17 protein-coding genes are annotated in these 20,286 nt (G+C 67.1%); 4 read left to right on the plus strand and 13 right to left on the minus strand.

The annotated features are described in order from the left end of the window. The first annotated feature begins 7 nt into the window (after positions 1–7). Entirely contained in the window at positions 8–3,217 is a 3,210-nt protein-coding gene (locus G370_RS0117460; RefSeq protein WP_019661746.1) for an efflux RND transporter permease subunit, read from the plus strand. Between the two features lie 130 nt (positions 3,218–3,347). Here the strand turns inward: G370_RS0117460 and G370_RS0117465 are convergent, their stop codons facing one another. The 8 genes from G370_RS0117465 to G370_RS0117500 all read right to left on the minus strand — a co-directional run bounded on the left by G370_RS0117465 (position 3,348) and on the right by G370_RS0117500 (position 10,690). After that, positions 3,348–5,120, minus strand: coding sequence for a DUF885 domain-containing protein (locus G370_RS0117465; protein WP_026347226.1), 1,773 nt, complete (start codon positions 5,118–5,120; stop codon positions 3,348–3,350). A 247-nt stretch (positions 5,121–5,367) separates the two neighbouring features. Further along, on the minus strand, positions 5,368–5,715 hold the full coding sequence (locus G370_RS0117470) for a lipid-A-disaccharide synthase N-terminal domain-containing protein (RefSeq protein WP_019661748.1): 348 nt from the start codon (positions 5,713–5,715) through the stop codon (positions 5,368–5,370). Beyond that, positions 5,715–6,437 (minus strand): glycosyltransferase family 2 protein, encoded by a 723-nt coding sequence (locus G370_RS0117475; RefSeq protein ID WP_019661749.1) that lies wholly within the window; start codon positions 6,435–6,437, stop codon positions 5,715–5,717. Before G370_RS0117475 ends, G370_RS0117470 begins: the two co-directional genes overlap by 1 nt. A 90-nt stretch (positions 6,438–6,527) precedes the next feature. Beyond that, entirely contained in the window at positions 6,528–7,493 is a 966-nt protein-coding gene (locus G370_RS0117480; protein WP_019661750.1) for an NAD-dependent epimerase/dehydratase family protein, read from the minus strand. Positions 7,494–7,578: 85 nt separating this feature from the next. Beyond that, on the minus strand, positions 7,579–8,502 hold the full coding sequence (locus G370_RS0117485) for a ParB/RepB/Spo0J family partition protein (protein WP_005411652.1): 924 nt from the start codon (positions 8,500–8,502) through the stop codon (positions 7,579–7,581). After that, positions 8,502–9,299, minus strand: coding sequence for a ParA family protein (locus G370_RS0117490; RefSeq protein WP_019661751.1), 798 nt, complete (start codon positions 9,297–9,299; stop codon positions 8,502–8,504). Before G370_RS0117490 ends, G370_RS0117485 begins: the two co-directional genes overlap by 1 nt. 113 nt (positions 9,300–9,412) lie before the next feature. Continuing rightward, on the minus strand, positions 9,413–10,051 hold the full coding sequence (gene rsmG, locus G370_RS0117495; protein ID WP_012481632.1) for a 16S rRNA (guanine(527)-N(7))-methyltransferase RsmG: 639 nt from the start codon (positions 10,049–10,051) through the stop codon (positions 9,413–9,415). Between the two features lie 39 nt (positions 10,052–10,090). After that, entirely contained in the window at positions 10,091–10,690 is a 600-nt protein-coding gene (locus G370_RS0117500) for a 4'-phosphopantetheinyl transferase family protein (protein ID WP_019661752.1), read from the minus strand. An 84-nt stretch (positions 10,691–10,774) separates the two neighbouring features. On the opposite strand from G370_RS0117500, the gene G370_RS0117505 reads away from it, so the two are divergent. Then, positions 10,775–11,026 carry a GlsB/YeaQ/YmgE family stress response membrane protein gene (locus G370_RS0117505; protein WP_005411656.1) on the plus strand — a complete coding sequence of 84 codons (252 nt, stop codon included), beginning with the start codon at positions 10,775–10,777 and terminating at the stop codon, positions 11,024–11,026. An 81-nt stretch (positions 11,027–11,107) separates the two neighbouring features. Here the strand turns inward: G370_RS0117505 and xth are convergent, their stop codons facing one another. From xth to G370_RS0117525, 4 genes are all read right to left on the minus strand, one after another. After that, the gene (gene xth, locus G370_RS0117510) at positions 11,108–11,875 is read right to left on the minus strand and encodes an exodeoxyribonuclease III (protein ID WP_019661753.1); all 768 of its coding nucleotides are present in this window, start codon (positions 11,873–11,875) and stop codon (positions 11,108–11,110) included. A gap of 109 nt (positions 11,876–11,984) precedes the next feature. Further along, positions 11,985–13,394, minus strand: coding sequence for a coniferyl aldehyde dehydrogenase (locus G370_RS0117515; protein ID WP_019661754.1), 1,410 nt, complete (start codon positions 13,392–13,394; stop codon positions 11,985–11,987). Positions 13,395–13,608: 214 nt separating this feature from the next. Further along, a complete protein-coding gene (locus G370_RS0117520; RefSeq protein WP_005420402.1) occupies positions 13,609–15,270 on the minus strand; it encodes an MFS transporter in 1,662 nt (553 codons plus the stop codon). A 127-nt stretch (positions 15,271–15,397) separates the two neighbouring features. Then, the gene (locus G370_RS0117525; RefSeq protein WP_019661755.1) at positions 15,398–16,825 is read right to left on the minus strand and encodes a DcaP family trimeric outer membrane transporter; all 1,428 of its coding nucleotides are present in this window, start codon (positions 16,823–16,825) and stop codon (positions 15,398–15,400) included. Positions 16,826–17,070: 245 nt separating this feature from the next. Here G370_RS0117525 and acs point away from each other — a divergent pair, with 245 nt between their 5' ends. Both acs and G370_RS0117535 read left to right on the plus strand, forming a co-directional pair. Then, positions 17,071–19,014, plus strand: coding sequence for an acetate--CoA ligase (acs, locus tag G370_RS0117530; protein ID WP_019661756.1), 1,944 nt, complete (start codon positions 17,071–17,073; stop codon positions 19,012–19,014). An 80-nt stretch (positions 19,015–19,094) separates the two neighbouring features. Further along, positions 19,095–19,760: a response regulator transcription factor gene (locus tag G370_RS0117535; RefSeq protein WP_019661757.1), complete on the plus strand. Its 666-nt coding sequence runs from the start codon at positions 19,095–19,097 to the stop codon at positions 19,758–19,760. A 54-nt stretch (positions 19,761–19,814) separates the two neighbouring features. Here G370_RS0117535 and G370_RS0117540 read toward each other — a convergent pair whose 3' ends face one another. Beyond that, a complete protein-coding gene (locus G370_RS0117540) occupies positions 19,815–20,270 on the minus strand; it encodes an REP-associated tyrosine transposase (RefSeq protein WP_019661758.1) in 456 nt (151 codons plus the stop codon). Positions 20,271–20,286 lie beyond the last annotated feature (16 nt).

Below are 20,286 nucleotides of genomic sequence, written 5' to 3' on the forward strand. Positions count from 1 at the left end.
GGCGACCATGTTCAAGCTGATCATTGAAACAGCGGTGCGCCACCGCTGGCTGGTGGTGTTCATGGCCGCGCTGATCGCCGCCGTGGGCCTGTTCCAGCTCGGCAAGCTGCCGATCGACGCGGTGCCGGACATCACCAATCGCCAGGTACAGATCAACACGGTGGCGCCGGCGCTGACCCCGGAGCAGATCGAGCGGCAGGTGACCTACCCGCTGGAAACCGCGCTGGCCGGCATTCCCGGCCTGACCACCACCCGTTCGCTGTCGCGCAATGGCTTCTCGCAGGTCACCGCGATCTTCACCGATGCCACGGACATCTACTTCGCCCGCCAGCAGGTAGCCGAGCGCATGCGCGAAGCGTCGGAAGACCTGCCCGATGGTGCATCACCGATGCTGTCGCCGGTCACCACCGGCCTCGGTGAAGTGCTGATGTGGACGGTGGACTTCACCACGTTCGACCCAGCCAAGCTGGCCAAGCCCGGTGAAGCCGGCTGGCAGGCCGGTGAGGTCTACCGCACACCGGAAGGCAACCTGCTGCGCACGTCGGAGGAACGCGCGACCTACCTGCGCACCGTGCAGGACTGGATCATCGCGCCGCAGATGCGTTCCAGTCCGGGGCTGGCCGGCGTCGATACGGTCGGTGGCTACGTCAAGGAATACGGCGTGCATCCGGACAGTGCCAAGCTGGCCGCGCACGGCCTCGGCCTGGCCGACCTGGTCACTGCCCTGCAGCGTTCCAACGTGCAGGCCGGTGCCGGTTTCGTGCAGCGTGCCGGCGAGGGCCTGGTGGTACGTGCCGACGGCCTGGCGCTGACCACCGACGACCTGGCGCAGGCGCCGGTGGCCACCCGCAATGGCGTGGTGGTGCGCGTGGCCGATGTGGCCGACGTCGACCTGAGCCGCGCGCCGCGCCTGGGTGCGGCCAGCCGCAATGGCCATGAAGCCGTGCTGGGTACCGCGCTGATGATCGCCGGTGGCAACAGCCGCACCGTGGCGCAGGCCGCTGCGGCGCGCCTGGAACAGGTGAACAAATCGCTGCCGGCCGACATCGTGGCGGCACCGGTGCTGGACCGCAGCGTGCTGGTCAATTCCACCATCAAGACCGTGGCCAGGAACCTCACCGAGGGCGCACTGCTGGTGGTGGTGGTGCTGTTCCTGCTGCTGGGCAACCTGCGTGCGGCGACGATCACCGCGCTGGTGATCCCGCTGTCGTTCCTGTTCGCAGTGATCGGCATGAACCGCTTCGGCATCAGCGGCAACCTGATGAGCCTGGGTGCGTTGGACTTCGGCATCCTGGTGGATGGCGCGGTGATCGTGGTCGAGTCGACCCTGCTGATGCTGGGCCAGCGCCGCGCCGAACTGGGCCGTGCGTTGACCGCGATGGAACGGCTGCGCGTGGCCGCCGATTCGGCAATGAAGATGGCGCGACCGGCGGCGTTCGGCCAGCTGATCATCCTGCTGGTGTTCGCACCGATCCTCACCCTGGAAGGCGTGGAGGGCAAGACGTTCCACCCGATGGCGGCGACCTTCATGCTGGCCCTGGTGGGTGCCTTCCTGTTCTCCTTCACCTTCGTGCCGGCGATGACGGCGCTGCTGGTGCGCGAGCCCAAGGTGAAGGAAGGCGATGCGCATGCGGACGACGGCGAGCACGAGACCAGGCTGATACGCGTGCTGCGTGCGCGCATCGAGCCGGTGATCCGCAAGGCCGTGGCGCATCCGCGCACGGTAGTGGCCAGTGCGGTGATGATGGTGGTGGTGGGCATCGGCTCGTTCTGGCTGCTGGGCCGCGAGTTCATGCCGACGCTGGACGAAGGCAACGTGGCGATGCAGGCCCTGCGCGTGCCATCGACGTCGCTGGAGCAGTCACTGGCCATGCAACTGGCGTTGGAGAAGGTGATTGCCAAGCAGCCGGAAGTGGAAACCGTGTTCTCGCGTACCGGTACCGCCGAGGCGGCGATCGATCCGATGCCGACCAATATCTCCGACAGCGTGATCGTGCTGAAGCCGCGCAAGGACTGGCCCGATCCGAAGCTGGACAAGGAAGCCCTGGTGGCGCGCTTCGAGAAACTGGCCGGGCAGCAGCTGGGCAACAGCTTCGAGTTCAGCCAGCCAATCGAGCTGCGCTTCAACGAGCTGATTTCCGGCGTGCGTACCGACCTGGCCGTAATGATCTTCGGCGATGACTTCAGCCAGCTGCAGAAGGTGGCCGACCAGGTGGCGTTGAAGCTGCGCGCGGTGAACGGCGCGGCCGACGTGCGGGTGGAACAGATCTCCGGCCTGCCTACGCTCAACGTAGCGATCGACCACGTGGCGGCGGCGCAGTACGGGCTGACCGCCGCGGACGTGAGTGATGCGCTGTCCACCGGCATTGGCGGCACTGCGGCCGGCAAGATCTTCGAAGGTGATCGCCGCTTCAACGTGGTGGTGCGCCTGGACGATGCCTCGCGCAACGATCCGGACCAGCTCGCGTCACTGCCGATCGCCACGCCGTCAGGGCTGGTGATTCCGCTGTCGTCGGTGGCGCGCATCACGGTGAGCGAAGGGCCGAACCAGATCAGCCGCAACAATGGCAGCCGCCGTGTGGTGGTGCAGGCCAATGTGCGTGGCCGCGACCTGGGCGGCTTCGTCGGCGAGGCACAGGCCGCGGTGGCCGACGTGGCGCTGCCGCCGGGTGCCTACCTGACCTGGGGCGGTCAGTTCGAGAACCTGCAGCGCGCGGAGAAGCGGCTGGCGACGGTGGTACCGGTGGTGTTCCTGCTGATCGGCAGTCTGCTGTTCATGGCGCTGCGCAGCGGCAAGGAAGCCATTCTGGTGTTCAGCTGCGTGCCGTTGGCGCTGGTCGGCGGCATCCTCGCGCTGCTGCTGCGTGGCATGCCGTTCTCGGTATCGGCGGCGGTTGGCTTCATCGCCGTCTCCGGCGTGGCGACCTTGAACGGCTTGGTGTTGATGCAGGCGATCCGCGAGCGCCTCGACGCCGGCGACCTGCCGCTGCAGGCGGCGATCAACGGTGCCTCCAGCCGCATCCGCGCGGTGCTGATCACGGCGCTGGTAGCGATCGTCGGCTTCATTCCGATGGCGATTGCCAGCGGTTCCGGTGCGGAGGTGCAGAAGCCGCTGGCGACGGTGGTGATCGGTGGCCTGATCACCGCCACCGTGCTGACCCTGCTGGTGCTGCCGACGTTTGCCGCGCGCGTGGCCAAGCCGCGGGCGGTGGGGTGAGGTGAGAGGGGGTCGGAGCCCCGCCCTTCGGGCGGGGCTCTGACCCGATCGCATCACGCTCGCCGGGCATGGCCCGGCGCTACCACCGCGCATTCTGGTAGCGCCGGGCCATGCCCGGCGACGCGTCGGGTCAGGCCTTCTTGCGTTCGGCGATGTAGGCCTGGATCTGCTGTTCCAGCACCGGCAGCGGCACCGAGCCCTGCTTGAGCAGGGTGTCGTGGAAACCCTTGATGTCGAACTTTTCGCCCAGCTCCTTCTCGGCCTGCGCACGCAGGCGCACGATGGCGATCTCGCCCAGCTTGTAGCTCAGCGCCTGGCCCGGCCAGGAAATGTAGCGGTCCACTTCGGTGGTCACTTCATGCTCGCTCAGCGCGGTGTGGTCACGCAGGTAGGCCAACGCCTGCTCGCGGGTCCAGCCCTTGCTGTGCACGCCGGTGTCGATCACCAGGCGCGCGGCGCGCCACATCTCGTAGGTCAGGCGGCCGAAATCCTCGTACGGGGTTTCGTAGATGCCCATTTCCACGCCCAGCTTCTCGCAGTACAGCGCCCAACCCTCGCCATAGGCGGAGATGTAGGCGTTGCGGCGGAACTCGGGCAGGTTCTTCTGTTCGGCGGCGATGGCACCCTGCAGCGCGTGGCCCGGATCCGACTCATGCAGCGTCAGTGCCGGCAGGTTGTACAGCGGGCGCGACGGCAGGTTGTAGGTGTTGAGCCAGTAGGTGCCCATGCCACCGCGGCCAGCGGTCCAGAACGGCGCGATGTCCGGCGGCACCGGCACGATGGTGAAGCGCGCACGCGGCAATGTCATGTACTTGCCAAGCTGGCCATCGGCGCGCTTGGAGATCCACGCGGCACGCGACAGCAGCTCCTCCGGCGTCTTGGCGTAGAACTGCGGGTCGGTACGCAGGAAGGTCAGGAATTCGGCGAAGCTGCCCTTGAACTTCACCTGCTTGATGATGTCGTTCATTTCCTTCTGGATGCGTGCGACTTCATCCAGGCCGATGCGGTGGATCTCGTCCGGCGACAGGTCCAGCGTGGTGTATTCGTGGATCTGCTGCTTGTAGTACGCCTTGCCGTCGGGCATCGCTTCGGCGGCCAGGGTGGTGCGCGCCTGCGGCACGTACTCGTTGACGAAGAAGGTGCGCAGCTGCTGGAACGCGGGCACCACCTTGCCACTGATCGCTTCACGCGCCTGCGCCTGCAGCCTGGCCCGTTCGGCCGCCGGAACGGTGTTGGGCAGCTTCTTGAACGGCGCGTACAGTGGCGACTCGGTCGGGTCCTTCAACTCGGCGACGGTGGCGATGGACACCTCGCGGCCATCGAGCACCGCGCGCGGCACGCTGAAGCCACGCTTCAGGCCGGCGCGCATGTTCTCTGTCTGCTGCCCGAAATAGCGCGGCACATCGTTCAGCCGTGCGATGTAGTTCTGGTAGTCCTGCACGGTCTTCATCTCGCGCCGGGCCATGAAGGACAGGTTGGACCAGAACGAGGAGTCGGCGTTGAACGGCATCTCGTAGCCGCGCAGGCGCACCTCTTCGGCGAGGTTGAACACCTGGTCGCGGTAGATCGCGTAGTTGACCTGGTTGTCGGGCGACAGGGTCTTCGGGTCGATCTTCTTCAGCGCGGCGAGAGTCTCGTCCCACACCTTCAGGCGCGCCTGCTGCGCGGCCGGGCCGACGTCGGGCATGCGGGTGGCATTGGCCGGGGCGTCCTCGTCCTCGCTGGCCTCGCCGCCGCCATCCTGGCGCCACTTCCATTCCTTCTCGTACAGCGCGCGGAAGGCAGCGTCGGCGGGCGATTCGGCGGCCACGCTGGCCGGCGCGGCGGTGGCGGGCGGTGCAGCCAGCGCCACAGCGGGGGCGGACAGGGCGAGCAGCAGGGCAACGGCAAGACGGGTTTTCACGAGCACAGGTTCCCGGGAAGGCAGACCCCGATCATGGCACCGCCCACGGTCCAAGGCATGGGACGAAGGTCCTGCCTGCGCAGCAGGCAGGACCGGGAACCGCCCGCAGGCCGGGGCCCCAGCGCCGCAGGCGCGTGGTAGAGCCGACTGTCAGTCGGCTGCTCTTCCGCCACATGCAGCAAAGCCCGCGCTCCGCGCGAAAGTCGACTGACAGTCAACTCTACCCATGGCAGGCACCCCGCAGGCCTCAGTGGCTGGCCTTGTCGCGCTTCCAGCCGCGGTGCTTGATGTCCAGGTGCAGGCTGTACAGCGCGGTGAACGCCGGGAACAGGTTCTGCAGCACACCCACCGAGTCCTGCTTGGCCGAGAACAGGAAGTAGCTCAGCGTCATCAGGCTGCCGAGCACGCTCATGTACCAGAACAGGCGCGGGATGACGGGCTTGCCGGCACGCTTGGACGCGATGAACTGGACCAGCCAGCGGCCGCCGAACATCAGTGCGCCGGTGTAACCGATCAGCTTCCAGCCGGTTACATGCAGGCCGGTCCAGTACAGCCAGGTCAAGGGCTGATCCAGCCAGTGAAGCTCCAGATCCATCAGCGCTCCTCCACCGCGGTGCGCTTGCTTCGGGTGATCAGCCAGGCCACGCCACGCAGATCGCGGATGCCGACCAGCGCACGGCCGAGGTTGTTGTACTTGGACACGCCAGCGGTGCGGTGGCGGTGGTTGACCGGCACACTCGTGGTCTTCCAGCCGGCGCGCTGCATCAGCGCCGGCAGATAGCGGTGCATGTGGTCGAAATACGGCAGGTCGAGGAACGCGCTGCGTTCGAACAGCTTGATGCCGCAACCGGTGTCGGGGGTGTCGTCGCGCAGCATGCGCGCACGGATGGCATTGGCCCAGCGACTGGCCCAGCGCTTGCTGCTGCTGTCCTGCCGGTTGACGCGCCAACCGGCGAACAGCTTCACCTGCGCGTCGGCGGCGTCGCGTGCGGCGAGCAGCTTGGGAATATCGGCCGGATCGTTCTGGCCATCGCCATCCAGGGTCGCGATCCACGGCGCCCGCGCATGCTTGACGCCGGTGCGCACCGCCGTGCTCTGCCCGCTCTGGTTCACATGGTGCAGCACGCGCAGTTCCGGGGTGGTTGCCTTCAGCCCCTGCAGCACCGCCAAGGTGTCATCACGCGAGTGGTCGTCGATGTAGACGATCTCGAACGGCAGTCGGCCACGCAGCGCAGCGGTGATTTCGGCGACCAGCGGGGCAACATTGTCGCGCTCGTTGAACACCGGGACGACAACGGAAAGCTCGGGTTGGCTCATAAGGCACTCGGCCAAAGGGGGGACAAAGACCGCGCATTCTCCGAAACCGAGGTTATCCGAAGATGAACCCGGCGGCGTGAGGATCCGTCCTCAGGCGCGATCGCCAAAATACTCGCGGCACCACAGCACCACAGGCGGCAGGCCTTGTTCGATCGGGGTCACCGCATCGAAGCCGAAAGCGTCATGTGCGCGCCGGGTATCGGCCATCGTGCGCACCATGTCGCCCGGCTGCATGGGCTTGTAGACCTTCTGCGCAGGGCGGCCGGCCGCCTGCTCGATCACGCTGATGAAGCGCTCCAGCTCGACCGGCGTATGGTTGCCGAGGTTGAACACCCGGTGCGGCACCGGGCCGTCGGCCGGATGCGCGAGGGCGCCGAGGATACCGGACACGATGTCGGAGACATGTGTGAAATCGCGCTGCATGCGGCCTTCGTTGAACACGTCGATCGGCCGACCGGCCAGCACCGCGCGCGAGAACAGCAGCGGTGCCATGTCCGGCCGGCCCCACGGGCCATACACGGTGAAGAATCGCAGCCCGGTGGCATGCAGGCCGTACAGCTGTGCGTAGGTGTAGGCCATCAGCTCGTTGGCCGCCTTGGTCGCCGCGTACAGCGAGCGCGGCTGGTCCACGCGCTGGTCCTCGGAGAACGGCGGCGTGGCCGAGTCGCCATACACCGAACTGCTGGAGGCATACACCAGGTGCTGCACGCCACGGTGGCGGCATAGCTCGAGCATGTTGACGAAGCCGACCAGGTTGCTGTCGACGTAGGCCTGCGGGTTTTCCAGCGAATAGCGCACGCCGGCCTGTGCAGCCAGATGGATCACGGCGGTCGGCTTCACTTCGTCGAACAGCGCGGCCAGGCCTTCGTTATCGGTCAGGTCCAGCGTGCGCAGGTCCAGCGCCGGGCACAGCGCGGCCACGCGGTCACGCTTGATCTGCGGGTCGTAGTAATCGTTGAAGTTGTCCAGACCGACCACGGCCTGGCCGGCCTCCAGCAGCGCGCGGGCGGTGTAGGCACCGATGAAGCCGGCAGCGCCGGTAAGCAGGATGGTCATCGCGGGTCTCGATCAAAGCACCCCGCTGCCATCGGCGTGGCCGACGTCGCGGGGATGCGTCGGCCGGCGTGATGTGGCGCCGGGTTCAGCCCTGGCGCGTACGCAGCTTTTCCAGCACGCCGTCCAGGGTGTCCAGATCGGTGTAGTGGATGATCAGCTTGCCCTTGCCGCCACGGCCGTGGTTGATCGCCACCTTGGCACCCAGCGCTTCGGACAGTTCGGTTTCCAGCGAGGCGATGTCGGCCTGCTGCACCTTCGGCGTCGCCACCGGGCGGTTGCTCGGCACCTTGCCGGCGGCGAAGGCCTGCGCACGGCGCTCGACCTCGCGCACCGACCAGCCTTCATCGGCCGCTTCCTGCGCCAGCTTGCCGGCCAGCTCGGGAGCCAGGGTCAGCAGCGCGCGGGCGTGGCCCATTTCCAGGCGGCGGGTTTCCAGCAGCAGCCGGATCGCCACCGGCAGCTCCAGCAGGCGCAGCAGGTTGGACACCGCCGCGCGCGAGCGGCCGACGGCCTCGGCGGCCTCGGCATGGGTCAGGGTGAACTCGCTGATCAGGCGCTGCAGCGCCTCGGCTTCTTCCAGCGGGTTGAGGTCTTCACGCTGGATGTTCTCGATCAGCGCCATCGCGATGACGGTGCGGTCTTCCAGCTCGCGCACCACCACCGGCACTTCGTCCAGCCCGGCCAGCTGCGATGCGCGCCAGCGGCGTTCACCGGCGACGATTTCGTAGTTGCCCGCCGGCAGCTGGCGCACCAGGATCGGCTGGATCACGCCCTGCGACTTGATCGAGTCGGCCAGCTCGGACAGCTTGCCCTCGTCCATCTCGCGGCGCGGCTGGTACTTGCCTGGCTGCAGCTGGCCGACCGGCAACTTGCGCAGCACTTCACCCGGCAGCGGCTCGATCACCGCGGTGGTGGCCTGCACCTGGCTGACCGCGCCCTTCGGGCCCAGCAGCGCGTCCAGGCCACGGCCGAGGCCTCGCTTCTTGGCTGCCGGCTTGCTGCTGGTCATCAGACGGTCTCCACGGCCTTGCCGGCCTTGTTGCGTTCGTTGTTGCGGCGGATGATCTCGCCGGCCAGGCCCAGGTAGGCCACGCCACCGCGCGAGGCGCGGTCGTAGCCGACGATGCTCTGGCCATGGCTGGGTGCCTCGGCCAGGCGCACGTTGCGCGGCACGATGGTGCGGAACACGCGGTCGCCGAAGTGCTCGGTGAGCTCGGCCGACACTGCGTTGGCCAGGTTGTTGCGCACGTCGAACATGGTGCGCAGCACGCCTTCGATCTCCAGCGCGGGGTTCAGGCTGGTGCGCAGCGCTTCGATGGTTTCCACCAGCGCGCTCAGGCCTTCCAGTGCGTAGTACTCGCACTGCATCGGCACGATCACCGAATCGGCGGCGGCCAGCGCGTTGAGCGTCAGCAGCGACAGCGCCGGCGGGCAATCGATCAGGATGTAGTCGTACTCGTCGCGGATCGGCGCCAGCGCGCGCTTCAGCCGCTGCTCGCGCTCGCTCTGGCCCATCAGCTGGATCTCGGCGGCGGTCAGGTCGATGTTGCCCGGCAGCAGGTCGTAGCCTTCGGCGGTCTGCACGCGCACATCGGCGGCGCTGTTCTCGCCCAGCAGCAGATCGCAGGTGGAGGCCGCCAGCTCACGCTTGTCCACGCCGCTGCCCATGGTCGCGTTGCCCTGCGAGTCCAGGTCGACCAACAGCACGCGCTTGGGTGCGTTGGCCAGGGAAGCGGCCAGGTTGACGGCGGTCGTGGTCTTGCCGACGCCACCCTTCTGGTTGGCGATGGCGATGATGCGGGCCATGCGGGTGTGCCTCGTCGACGGATGGTTGGGACCGGTCATTATGCGTACAACCGGCCCCTTGCGGAAATCGTGGATCGCCAACCCGTTGTTCCACAAAGGGCTGGCGGCGGGAATCAGGGACCTGTAACGGTGACCAGGTGGCGTTCGCCGGCCAGGCCGGGCACGCTCAGCGGGGTCACCTCACGCACCTGCCAGCCAGCCGGCAGTTCCGCGATCTCCTCATGCGGGTAGACGCCCTTCATGGCCAGCAGCACGCCACCGGGGCGCAGCAGATGGCCACCGACACGGACGATGCCGGCCAGGGTATCCATTGCGCGCGCGGTCAGCTGGTCGTAACGACCGGCCTCGTCCAGCGCTTCGGCCCGCGATTCGGCCACGCGGGCGTTGCCCAGGCCGAGCTGGCGCACGGCCTCGCGCATGAAGCGCGCCTTCTTGCCGTTGCTCTCGACCAGGGTGACCTGCAGGCCCGGGCAGGCGATCGCCAGCGGGATGCCGGGCAACCCGGGGCCGGTACCGAGGTCGGCCAGGCTGCCATCAGCCACGAACGGCTGCATCGCCAGCGAATCGAGCAGGTGGCGGGTAACCATCTCCTGCGGGTCGCGGATGGCGGTGAGGTTGTAGGTGCCGTTCCAGCGGTGCAGCAGGGCCAGGTAGCGCAACAGCGGCGGCGCCAGCGCGGCGTCCAGGCCCATGCTGGCCAGGCCCTGTTCCAGCGTGGCAGCCACGCTGGCGGGAAGTGGGTGTTCGCTCATGCCGCCATTATCGCCGGTTTTGCGCGCTGATTCCCCGCTTCAGTGCGGATACCAGGCCAACGCCGCACGGAACTGGCCGCTGGCCTGCCATTCGTGCAGGTGCCAGCGCGCGGCCTCGCCCAGTTCCAGGTCGCACCAGCGCAGGTGCAGGGCGCCATCGGCCCCCGGCGCCAGCTGCAGGCGGTGCAGGCCGAACGAGATGCCCTGGCCGTGCGCCTTCAGGATCGCCTCCTTGACGCACCACACGCGGAAGAACCAGTGCTCGCGGTCGGCCTCGTCCAGGCGTTCCAGCCAGGCCACCTCCTGCGGGTGGAAGAAGCGCCGCACGATTTCCAGAAGACGCGGCCGCGGCCGCAGCAGTTCCAGGTCCACGCCCAGCCGCACGCCTTCGCCCAGCGCCACCAGCAGCACCTCACCGCTGTGGCTCCAGCCGGTCCCGTAGTGGGCCAACGGGCCGCTCAGCTCCGGCCGGCCCTTGTCGTCACGGACCAGTGGCAGCGTCTGCGGATCGGTGCCCAGCGCCTGCGCCAGTACCTGCCGGGCCTGCGGTTCACCGCGCTGGCCCGGCACGTGCGGGCAGCGCCAGACCGTCACCGGGCCGAAGCGCCAGGGGCCGTCGAGGGTGGCTGGCAGGCTCATCCGCACGCGCCCATCACGCAATTGCACGACGGGTTCACAGCCGTGCGCGTCAACTGGTCACAGTTTCCCACCGGAGGTTCGATCATGGGCATCATCATCTGGCTGATCGTCGGCGGCATCGTAGGCTGGCTGGCCAGCATCATCATGAAGCGCGATGCCCAGCAGGGCATCATCCTCAACATCGTGGTCGGCATCGTCGGCGCGCTGATTTCCGGCTGGCTGTTCGGCGGCGGCATCAACGAAGCGATCACCATCCGCACCTTCCTGTTCTCGCTGATCGGCGCGGTGATCCTGCTGGCGATCGTCAACCTGTTCACCCGCAAGAGCATACGGTGATCTAAGGGGTAGCGCCGGGCCATGCCCGGCGTCACCCTGCCGCCGCTGCGCTCGCCGGGCATGGCCCAGCGCTACCTCAACTCAACCCAACTGCACCCAGGCCGGCGCATGGTCACTCGGGCGTTCCCAGGTGCGCGGCTCGCGGTCGATGCCCGAAGCCACCGCACCGCTCTTCAGCGCATCGGAAACCAGGGTCAGGTCGATGCGCAGGCCCAGGTTGCGGCGGAAGCCGGCGGCGCGGTAATCCCACCAGCTGAAGGTACCCGCCTCGTCGTTGTGCAGGCGGAAGCCATCGTGCAGCCCCAGCTGCAGCAGCTTGTTGAGCGCGCCACGCTCGGCGGTGGAGGTCAGGATGTGGTTGTCGTTCCACACCTCCGGGTCGTGCACGTCGCGTGCGTCCGGGGCAATGTTGAAGTCCCCCATCACGATCAGCTTCGGGTGCCGCTGCAGTTCCTGCGCGATCCACGCATGCACCGCGTCCAGCCAGCGCAGCTTGTACTCGTACTTGTCGGTACCGATGTCCTGGCCGTTGACCACGTACAGGTTGATCACCCGCAGGTCGCCGAAGGTGCCGGCGATGACGCGCTTCTGCTCGTCCTCGAAGCCGGGAATGCCGATCTGCACGTCCTGTGCAGGCTCAAGCGACAGCAGCGCCACGCCGTTGTAGGTCTTCTGGCCGGCGAACACGCTGCGGTAGCCGGCGGCGATCAGCGCAGAGTCGGGGAACTTGTGGTCCTCCAGCTTGGTTTCCTGGATGCCGACGATGTCCGGGCCGAACTCCCTGAGCCACTGCTCCAGGTGCGGCAGGCGGACATTGAGCGAATTGACGTTCCACGAGGCGATTTTCATGCGGGCATTCTAACCGGGTGGGCCGCCCATGCCCCGGTAGTGCCGGTCGCTGGCCGGCAACCCGATGAACCGTCGGCGAGACCCTGCAGTTGCCGGCCAGCGGCCGGCACTACCGAAGCAGCAGCTTCAACAACCCCGCAATCTTCGAATACGGCGGCCGCAGCCGGTCGCTGGCCGCCCACCGCGCCTGCCAGAGCACTGGCAGCCGCTTGCTCATGGCATCGAACCCGGCGCGGCCGTGGTACGCGCCCATGCCGCTGGCGCCCACCCCGCCAAACGGCAGGCCATCGGCGGCGAAGTGCAGCAGCGTGTCATTCACCGTCACCCCGCCCGCCACCACCTGGCCGAGGATGCGCTCCACCGTCGCCTTGTCGTGGCTGAAGGGATACAGCGCCAGCGGCCGGTCGCGGGACAGCACATCGGCCAGCGCCGCCTCCAGATCCGGATAGGCCCGCACCGGCAGGATCGGCCCGAAGATCTCCTCGCGCATCAGATCCAGGTCGTCCGTCGGGTCCAGCACCACGGTCGGCACCAGCAGACGCTCGCGGTCGGCGCGCGCGTCATCCACCTGCGCCAGCGGAATCACCGGCACCCCGCGTTCGCGCGCCTGCGCCAGGTAGCCCTGCAGGCGTTGGTACTGGCCTTCGTTGATGATGCGGGTGTAGTCGTCGGCATCGCTGAAGTCGCCATAGCGCTCGCGCACCTGCTGCTGCAGCACCTGTACGAACTCGCGCTGGCGCGCGGTGTCGATCAGCACGTAATCCGGCGCGATACAGGTCTGGCCGGCATTGAACCACTTGCCGGTGGCCAGCCGCGCGGCGGCCTTTCCCAGTGGGAAATCGCGGCAGACGATCGCCGGCGACTTGCCGCCCAGTTCCAACGTGACCGGCACCAGATGCTCGGCGGCGGCGGCCATCACCTTGCGGCCAACGGCCGTCGAGCCGGTGAACAGCAGATGGTCCAACGGCAGCGACGACACCGCCGCCGCTACGTCCGCATCGCCCTGCACCACCGCCACGCGATCGGGCGGGAACACACTGGCCAGCAGATCGGCCAGGAACGCGCTGGTGCGGGGCGTGTGTTCCGAAGGCTTCAGCAGCACGTGGTTGCCCGCAGCGATGGCGGTGGCCAACGGCACCAGTGCCAGCGTGACCGGGTAGTTCCAGGGCGAGATCACCCCGACCACGCCCAGCGGCGTCGGCCGCAACTGCGCGCGCGCCGGCCACAGCCGCCAGCCGGCGCCCACACGCTGTGGCTTCGACCAGCGCCGCAGGTGGCGGCGCAGGTGGTCGATGGCCGACAGCACGCTCATGCCATCGGCCAGCTTCGATTCGGTGTGGGCGCGGTGGCCGAAGTCTTCGGCGATGGCCGTGGCCATTTCGTCCAGGCGTGGCTTCAGCGCCTCGCGCAGGCGGCGCAGGTCGGCTTCGCGCTGGTCGAGCGTGGGGCGCTGCGACTGCCAGGCGCTGCGCAGGGTGTGCAGGATGGCGGGGAGCTCGGCCGGGGTGACGGTGGTCATGGGCCGACTATACGGGGTGCCGCGCATCGCCATGGTAGTGCCGGCCGCTGGCCGGCAATGGGTTCATGTCTGCGGAGATTCATGGGGTTGCCGGCCAGCGGCCGGCACTACCGGAATGCGAGCCGAAATGACACGGCGCAGAAAACAGAAAGGCCGCGGTCTGCACCGCGGCCCCTGAAACGCGGTGGGTGCCGACCGTTGGTCGGCACGCCGGTTACTTGGTGATATCCACGTTCTTGGTCTCGCGCAGGAACAGGCCGCCGATCACCACCGACATCAGTGCGATCGCAATCGGGTACCACAGGCCGTAGTACAGGTTGCCGGTACCGGCCACCAGCGCGAACGAGATCGCCGGCAGGAAGCCACCGAACCAGCCGTTGCCGATGTGGTACGGCAGCGACATCGAGGTGTAGCGGATGCGGGTCGGGAACAGTTCGACCAGGTAGGCGGCAATCGGGCCGTAGACCATGGTCACGTACAGCACCAGCAGCCACAGCATGAAGATGGTGCCGGCAATGTTGATGCGCGCACCATCGGCCTTGGCCGGGTAGCCGGCAGAGGTCAGGGCGGTCTTCAGTTCCGCGCCGAACGCATCGGCCTTGGCCTTGCCTTCTTCCTTGGTCAGGCCGGCGGCCTCATACGAGGTGACGCTGGCGCTGCCCACATTCACCATCGCCAGCGAGCCGGCGGCGGCGGGCTGCACGTCGTACGGCACACCGGCCTTGGTCAGCGCAGCGGTGGCCACGTCGCAGGAGCTGGTGAACTTGCGCAGGCCCACCGGATCGAACTGGAACGAGCAGGTGGCCGGATCGGCGACGACCAGCGCCGGCGAGCTGCTGCGGGCTTCTTCGATGGCCGGGTTGGCGAAGTGGGTCAGGCCCTTGAAGATCGGGATGTAGGTGATGGCCGCCAGCAGGCAGCCGGCCAGGATGATCTTCTTGCGGCCGATGCGGTCGGACAGCCAGCCGAAGAAGATGAAGAACGGCGTGCCCAGTGCCAGCGCTGCGGCGATCAGCAGGTAGGAGGTGGTGGCATCGACCTTCAGCATGCTGCTGAGGAAGAACAGCGCGTAGAACTGTCCGCCGTACCAGACCACGGCCTGGCCAGCCGCTGCACCGAGCAGGACCAGCAACATCAGCTTCAGGTTGCCGCCCTTCAGGCTGTCGCGGAACGGGGTCTTGGAGCCCTTGCCTTCAGCCTTCATCTGCTGGAACAGCGGCGATTCGCTCAGCTGCAGGCGGATCCATACCGAAATGCCCAGCAGCAGGATCGACACCAGGAACGGGATGCGCCAGCCCCAGGCCTCGAACGCCTCGTTGCCCAGGGTCATGCGGCAGGCCAGGATGATCAGCAGCGACAGGAACAGGCCCAGCGTGGCGGTGCACTGGATGAAGCTGGTGTACAGGCCGCGCTTGTCGTCCGGCGCGTGCTCGGCCACGTAGGTGGCGGCACCGCCGTACTCGCCGCCCATCGCCAGACCCTGGGCCAGGCGCAGGATGATCAGGATCACCGGTGCGGCAAAACCGATCGAGGCGTAGTTGGGCAGCACGCCGACCAGGAAGGTCGAGATGCCCATGATCAGGATGGTGACCAGGAAGGTGTACTTGCGGCCGATGCGGTCGCCGAGGCTGCCGAAGAAGGCCGCGCCGAACGGACGCACGAAGAAGCCGGCGGCGAACGCCAGCAGGGCGAAGATCATGCCCGTGGTTTCATTGACGCCGCTGAAGAACTGCTTGGCGATGATGGCCGCGAGCGAGCCGTACAGGAAGAAGTCATACCACTCGAAGACCGTGCCGAGGCTCGAGGCGAAGATGACCTTCTTGTGGCCCTTGGTCAGGGTGCCCGCCTTATGTGCGGTGCTGGGTGTACTGGACATGGGACGCTTCCCCTCCGAAGCAATCGTTGTTGGTGAGTGCCGACCGTTGGTCGGCACTCAATTCGGTAGATGCCGACCTTGGCCGGCACCCCATCTCGGTAGGTGCCGGCCGCTGGCCGGCACGCTCTTAGAAGCTGTACTTCGTGGTGAACTGCAACCGGGTGATGTCACCCTTGTTGCCGTTCTCCACTTCGCGACGGCCATACATCAGCTCGGCGCCGATATCGACCTTGGGCAGCGGTGAATAGAAGATGTTGCCGCGGACGCTCTGCACGCTCTTGGTCACCAGCGGGCCGAGGATGCTGTCGTTGTCGTAGTCGCTGCGCGCGTAGATCAGGTTGGTGCGCAGCTTCGGCGAGAACGCATGCCGCCAGCCGACGTAGCCGGCCAGCACGCCGGTCGGGTTGAGCTCATCGCGGGCCACGTCGTAGGCGCTGTCGGCGGTGATGCCCAGGCCGATGTAGCGGGCGATGCCTTCGCCGCCGGTCAGCTGGTAGTGCAGCGAATCGCTGTCACCCATCACCCACTTGCCGCCCAGGGTCAGGCCGCCGGCCACCTTGTCGGCCTTCGCGCCGGTGGCCTGGTTGTCGACCTTCAGCTGACGGACGATGCCGCCGACGCCGAAGGTGCCCCAGTCGCCCTTCCAGCCATAGCGCAGGGTCAGGTCGGGCAGGCTGCCACGGTCGGAGTTGGCGCTGGCGTTGGTCCAGGCACCGGTGACCGGGTTGCGGGTGCCGGTGAGGGTGGTGGTTTCCGGGTTTTCCAGTGCGACACTGAAGCCGCCCTGGGTGTAGCGCACCTGCGCCTGGCGCACGAAGATCACGCCGTCGGTGGGGCCGACGAAGTCGACCGCTTCGGGCAGTGCGGCCGCGTCCATGAAGTTTGACCAGGTCTGGCCGGCCAGCCAGTTGTTCCAGTACATGTAAGCGTGGCGCAGGGTCACGCCGTAGGTGTTGGTGGCGGTCTGGTTGCCCAGCGAGTTGCCGAAGAAGTCCATCTCGAAGAACGCACCGGCCTTGTTGCCCGATTCGCTGACGTTGTCGATGCCCAGGTTGAAGCGCGAGAACTTGGCATGGGCGTTGAAATCGGTGCCCGAGCGCTTGCCGCTGCCGCCAGCGCCTTCGACCGGGGTCTGGCCCGGCAGGTACAGCGAACGGCCGGTGGCGTCGTCGGCCAGCTGGCCATCGCTGGTCTGGGTGGCCAGGAAGTCGGCCTTGATGAAGCCGCCGATCTTGACCGTGGTGCCCGGCGCGGCGCCCGGGGTGAGGGTGGTGACCTGGATCGGCTGCTTGCCGGCCGGCACCTGTGCGACCGGCTTCTGCCCGGCCTGCACCGTGCGCACTTCGGTCACGGCCTGCTGGGTCTGGCTGATCTGGGTCTGTTGTTGTTGCTGCGAAGACAGCAGCAGCTGGACCTGGCGTTCCAGTTCGGCAACGCGTGCTTCCAGTGCCTTCTCTTTGGCGGTCTCTGCGAACGCCATGCCCGGTGCGACCAGGGCGACCAGCAGGCAGGCCGCCAAAGGTGTGCGCACGGCTTTCAACGTACGGTGGCTCATGTTGCCCTCTCTCCCAAGTGGCAAGGTGATGCCGCGCGTGGGGCACGGTCGAGCCGAGACTGCGGGGCGATTATGTATAGCGGCTATTCGCCATTGGTCGAACCCGGGCCTGCAAGGCGCTCACTTTCGACCATGGTCTAACCAGGGTGGTGACGCGGCCGGGGGTGGATGGGGCAAACTGAGGGGGATCGGTCGTTGCGATGCTGCGACCGCACATACAAAGTCAACGTGCAAGTGAGGGTGCCATGGCTGATATCTACCCCGTCGATCCGCAGTTCGCCGCCAAGGCACGCATCGACAAGAAGACCTATGAACAGCAGTACCAGGCGTCGGTGGCCGATCCGGATGGATTCTGGGGCAAGGCCGCCGAGCGCCTGCAATGGATGCGCAAGCCGACGAAGATCAAGAACGTCAGCTATGACCTGTCCGACTTCCGCATCAAGTGGTTCGAGGATGGCGAGCTCAATGCCAGCGTGAACTGCCTGGATCGCCAGCTGGAAACGCGCGCCGACAAGACCGCCCTGCTGTTCGAGCCGGACGGCCCGGATGCACCGGCCCAGCATGTGACCTATCGCGAGCTGTACGAGCGCACCTGCCGCCTCGGCAACGCGCTGCGCAACCTCGGCGTCAAGAAGGGCGACCGGGTCACCATCTACCTGCCGATGATCGTCGACGCCGCGGTGGCCATGCTGGCCTGCGCGCGCATCGGTGCGATCCACTCGGTGGTGTTCGGTGGCTTCGCACCGAACTCGATCGCCGACCGCGTCAGCGACTGCCAGAGCAAGCTGATCATCACCGCCGACGAGGGCCTGCGTGGTGGTCGAAAGATTCCGCTGAAGGCCAACGTCGATGCCGCGCTGAAGCTGCCGGGCACGAACACGGTTGAAACCGTGCTGGTGGTGCGCCACACCGGCGGCGCGGTGGACATGCAGGCCCCGCGCGACCGCTGGTTCCACGACGTGGTGGACAGCCAGCCGTCCACCTGCGAACCGGAACGCATGAACGCGGAAGACCCGCTGTTCATCCTCTACACCTCCGGTTCCACCGGCAAGCCCAAGGGTGTGCTGCACACCACCGGCGGCTACCTGCTGTATGCGGCCTACACCCATGAAGCGGTGTTCGACCTGCGCGAGGACGACATCTACTGGTGCACCGCCGACGTCGGCTGGGTCACCGGCCACAGCTACATCGTGTACGGGCCACTGGCCAACGGTGCGACCTCGCTGATGTTCGAAGGCGTGCCGAACTATCCGGACACCTCGCGCTTCTGGAACGTCATCGACAAGCACAAGGTGAGCATCTTCTACACCGCCCCGACCGCCATCCGTGCGCTGATGCGCGAGGGCGAGGAGCCGGTGAAGAAGACCTCGCGCGCGTCGCTGCGCCTGCTCGGCAGCGTGGGCGAGCCGATCAACCCGGAGGCCTGGCGCTGGTACTACGAGGTGGTCGGCGACAGCCGCTGCCCGATCGTCGATACCTGGTGGCAGACCGAGACCGGCGGCATCCTGATCTCGCCGCTGGCCGGTGCGATGGACCTCAAGCCGGGTTCGGCCACCCTGCCCTTCTTCGGCGTGCAGCCGGCGCTGGTCAATGCCGATGGCGAGATCCAGGACGGCCCGACCGAGGGCAACCTGATCATCCGTGATTCCTGGCCGGGCCAGATGCGCACGGTGTACGGCGACCACCAGCGTTTCATCGATACGTATTTCCGCACCTACCCGGGCAGCTACTTCACCGGTGACGGGTGCCGCCGCGACGAAGACGGCTATTACTGGATCACCGGCCGCGTCGACGACGTGATCAATGTGTCGGGCCACCGCATCGGCACCGCCGAAGTGGAAAGCGCGCTGGTCTCGCACCCGAAGGTGGCCGAAGCGGCCGTGGTCGGCTTCCCGCACGACGTGAAGGGCCAGGGCATCTACGCCTACGTCACCCTAGTGGCCGAAGAGGCACCGAGCGACGAGCTGTACAAGGAGCTGATCGCCTGGGTGCGCAAGGAGATCGGCCCGATCGCCACGCCGGACCACCTGCAGTGGGCGCCGGGCCTGCCGAAGACCCGCTCGGGCAAGATCATGCGCCGCATCCTGCGCAAGATTGCCGAGAACGCGCCGGACCAGCTTGGCGACACCTCGACCCTGGCCGATCCGTCGGTGGTGGCGTCGCTGGTGGACGAGCGCAAGGTGCGCTGACGTACGACCCGGGGTCGGATCCCTTTCCGCAAGGAAAGGGCTCTGACCCCATCTGCTTTCCCCCACGGTTCCCCCCGACCATGACCACCCTCCTGATTGCCGATGACCACCCGCTGTTCCGCGAAGCCCTGCGTGGGGCCGTGCAGCGGGTCATCCCCGGCGTGCAGCTGTTCGAGGCCGACAGCGTGGAAGCGTTGTATGCACTGGCCGACCAGCACAACGACGCCGACCTGGTCCTGATGGACCTCAACATGCCTGGCGCACAGGGTTTCAACGCGCTGGTGCACATGCGCTCGCTGCACCCGCACCTGCCGGTGGTGGTGGTGTCCGCACGTGAGGAGGCCACGGTGATGCGCCGCGCGCTCGACCACGGTGCGCTGGGCTTCATTCCGAAGTCTGCGGATTCGGACACCATCGGCCATGCGCTGGGCGCCATCCTCGATGGCGAGACCTGGGCACCGCCGGAAGCGCACAACGTGCCGCCTACCGGCAGCGAAGAACGCGAAGTCGGCCAGCGCCTGCGCGAGCTGACCCCGCAGCAGTTCCGCGTCCTGCAGATGCTCGGCGCTGGGCGCTTGAACAAGCAGATCGCCTACGACCTCAGCGTCTCCGAAGCGACGATCAAGGCCCACGTCACCGCCATCCTGCGCAAGCTGGGCGTGACCAACCGCACCCAGGCCGTGCTGATGGCCGGCAAGCTGGCGATCGACGACGACGCCATCGTGCTGCCGCCGGAAGAAGACTGAGACCTCCGCTGTAGAGCCGAGCCCATGCTCGGTTGCTCTTCGCCAGGTTCCAGATCACGCTTCAAGCGGCCATCGACTCCACACATAGGGGTATTCCCCGATGCGCGTGGCCAATCCTGCACGCACGGGATTGGCCGCGATGTACATCGCCTGCGTGCGCAGGCATTCATCGCCGCGCAGCGGATGATCGTAGTATCCCGCCTGCCCGATCGGCGCGCTCGCATCAACGCGCCTGGCGATGGATCTTCCACTCCGGGACTTCAGGATCTGCATGCAGCCGGCCAGCGTGCCCGTACGCAGCTCGATCAACCAATGCAGGTGGTCCGGCATGATCACCCAGGCCAGGGAGAAGGTACGACCGGTTTGCTCGACTGTGCGCAGCGCTTCGATCAGCAGATCGACGTTGCCCTTGTCACTGAACCAGGGACGACGCGCATGCGTCACCGTCGTAAGGGCATAGACATTGCCGGTATGCGACCAACGACCATAACGGAGTGCGGGACTGGCCATGCGAAGACGCTATGGC

It is taken from the genome of Stenotrophomonas hibiscicola ATCC 19867, assembly GCF_000382065.1.
GTDB lineage: Bacteria > Pseudomonadota > Gammaproteobacteria > Xanthomonadales > Xanthomonadaceae > Stenotrophomonas > Stenotrophomonas hibiscicola.

Coding starts and splice junctions, on each gene's coding strand:
- G370_RS0117460 (WP_019661746.1), top strand. CDS start 8: ATGTTCAAGCTGATCATTGAAACAGCGGTGCGCCACCGCTGGCTGGTG.
- G370_RS0117470 (WP_019661748.1), bottom strand. CDS start 5,715: ATGGATCTGGAGCTTCACTGGCTGGATCAGCCCTTGACCTGGCTGTAC.
- G370_RS0117475 (WP_019661749.1), bottom strand. CDS start 6,437: ATGAGCCAACCCGAGCTTTCCGTTGTCGTCCCGGTGTTCAACGAGCGC.
- G370_RS0117480 (WP_019661750.1), bottom strand. CDS start 7,493: ATGACCATCCTGCTTACCGGCGCTGCCGGCTTCATCGGTGCCTACACC.
- G370_RS0117485 (WP_005411652.1), bottom strand. CDS start 8,502: ATGACCAGCAGCAAGCCGGCAGCCAAGAAGCGAGGCCTCGGCCGTGGC.
- G370_RS0117490 (WP_019661751.1), bottom strand. CDS start 9,299: ATGGCCCGCATCATCGCCATCGCCAACCAGAAGGGTGGCGTCGGCAAG.
- rsmG (WP_012481632.1), bottom strand. CDS start 10,051: ATGAGCGAACACCCACTTCCCGCCAGCGTGGCTGCCACGCTGGAACAG.
- G370_RS0117500 (WP_019661752.1), bottom strand. CDS start 10,690: ATGAGCCTGCCAGCCACCCTCGACGGCCCCTGGCGCTTCGGCCCGGTG.
- G370_RS0117505 (WP_005411656.1), top strand. CDS start 10,775: ATGGGCATCATCATCTGGCTGATCGTCGGCGGCATCGTAGGCTGGCTG.
- xth (WP_019661753.1), bottom strand. CDS start 11,875: ATGAAAATCGCCTCGTGGAACGTCAATTCGCTCAATGTCCGCCTGCCG.
- G370_RS0117515 (WP_019661754.1), bottom strand. CDS start 13,394: ATGACCACCGTCACCCCGGCCGAGCTCCCCGCCATCCTGCACACCCTG.
- G370_RS0117520 (WP_005420402.1), bottom strand. CDS start 15,270: ATGTCCAGTACACCCAGCACCGCACATAAGGCGGGCACCCTGACCAAG.
- G370_RS0117525 (WP_019661755.1), bottom strand. CDS start 16,825: ATGAGCCACCGTACGTTGAAAGCCGTGCGCACACCTTTGGCGGCCTGC.
- acs (WP_019661756.1), top strand. CDS start 17,071: ATGGCTGATATCTACCCCGTCGATCCGCAGTTCGCCGCCAAGGCACGC.
- G370_RS0117535 (WP_019661757.1), top strand. CDS start 19,095: ATGACCACCCTCCTGATTGCCGATGACCACCCGCTGTTCCGCGAAGCC.
- G370_RS0117540 (WP_019661758.1), bottom strand. CDS start 20,270: ATGGCCAGTCCCGCACTCCGTTATGGTCGTTGGTCGCATACCGGCAAT.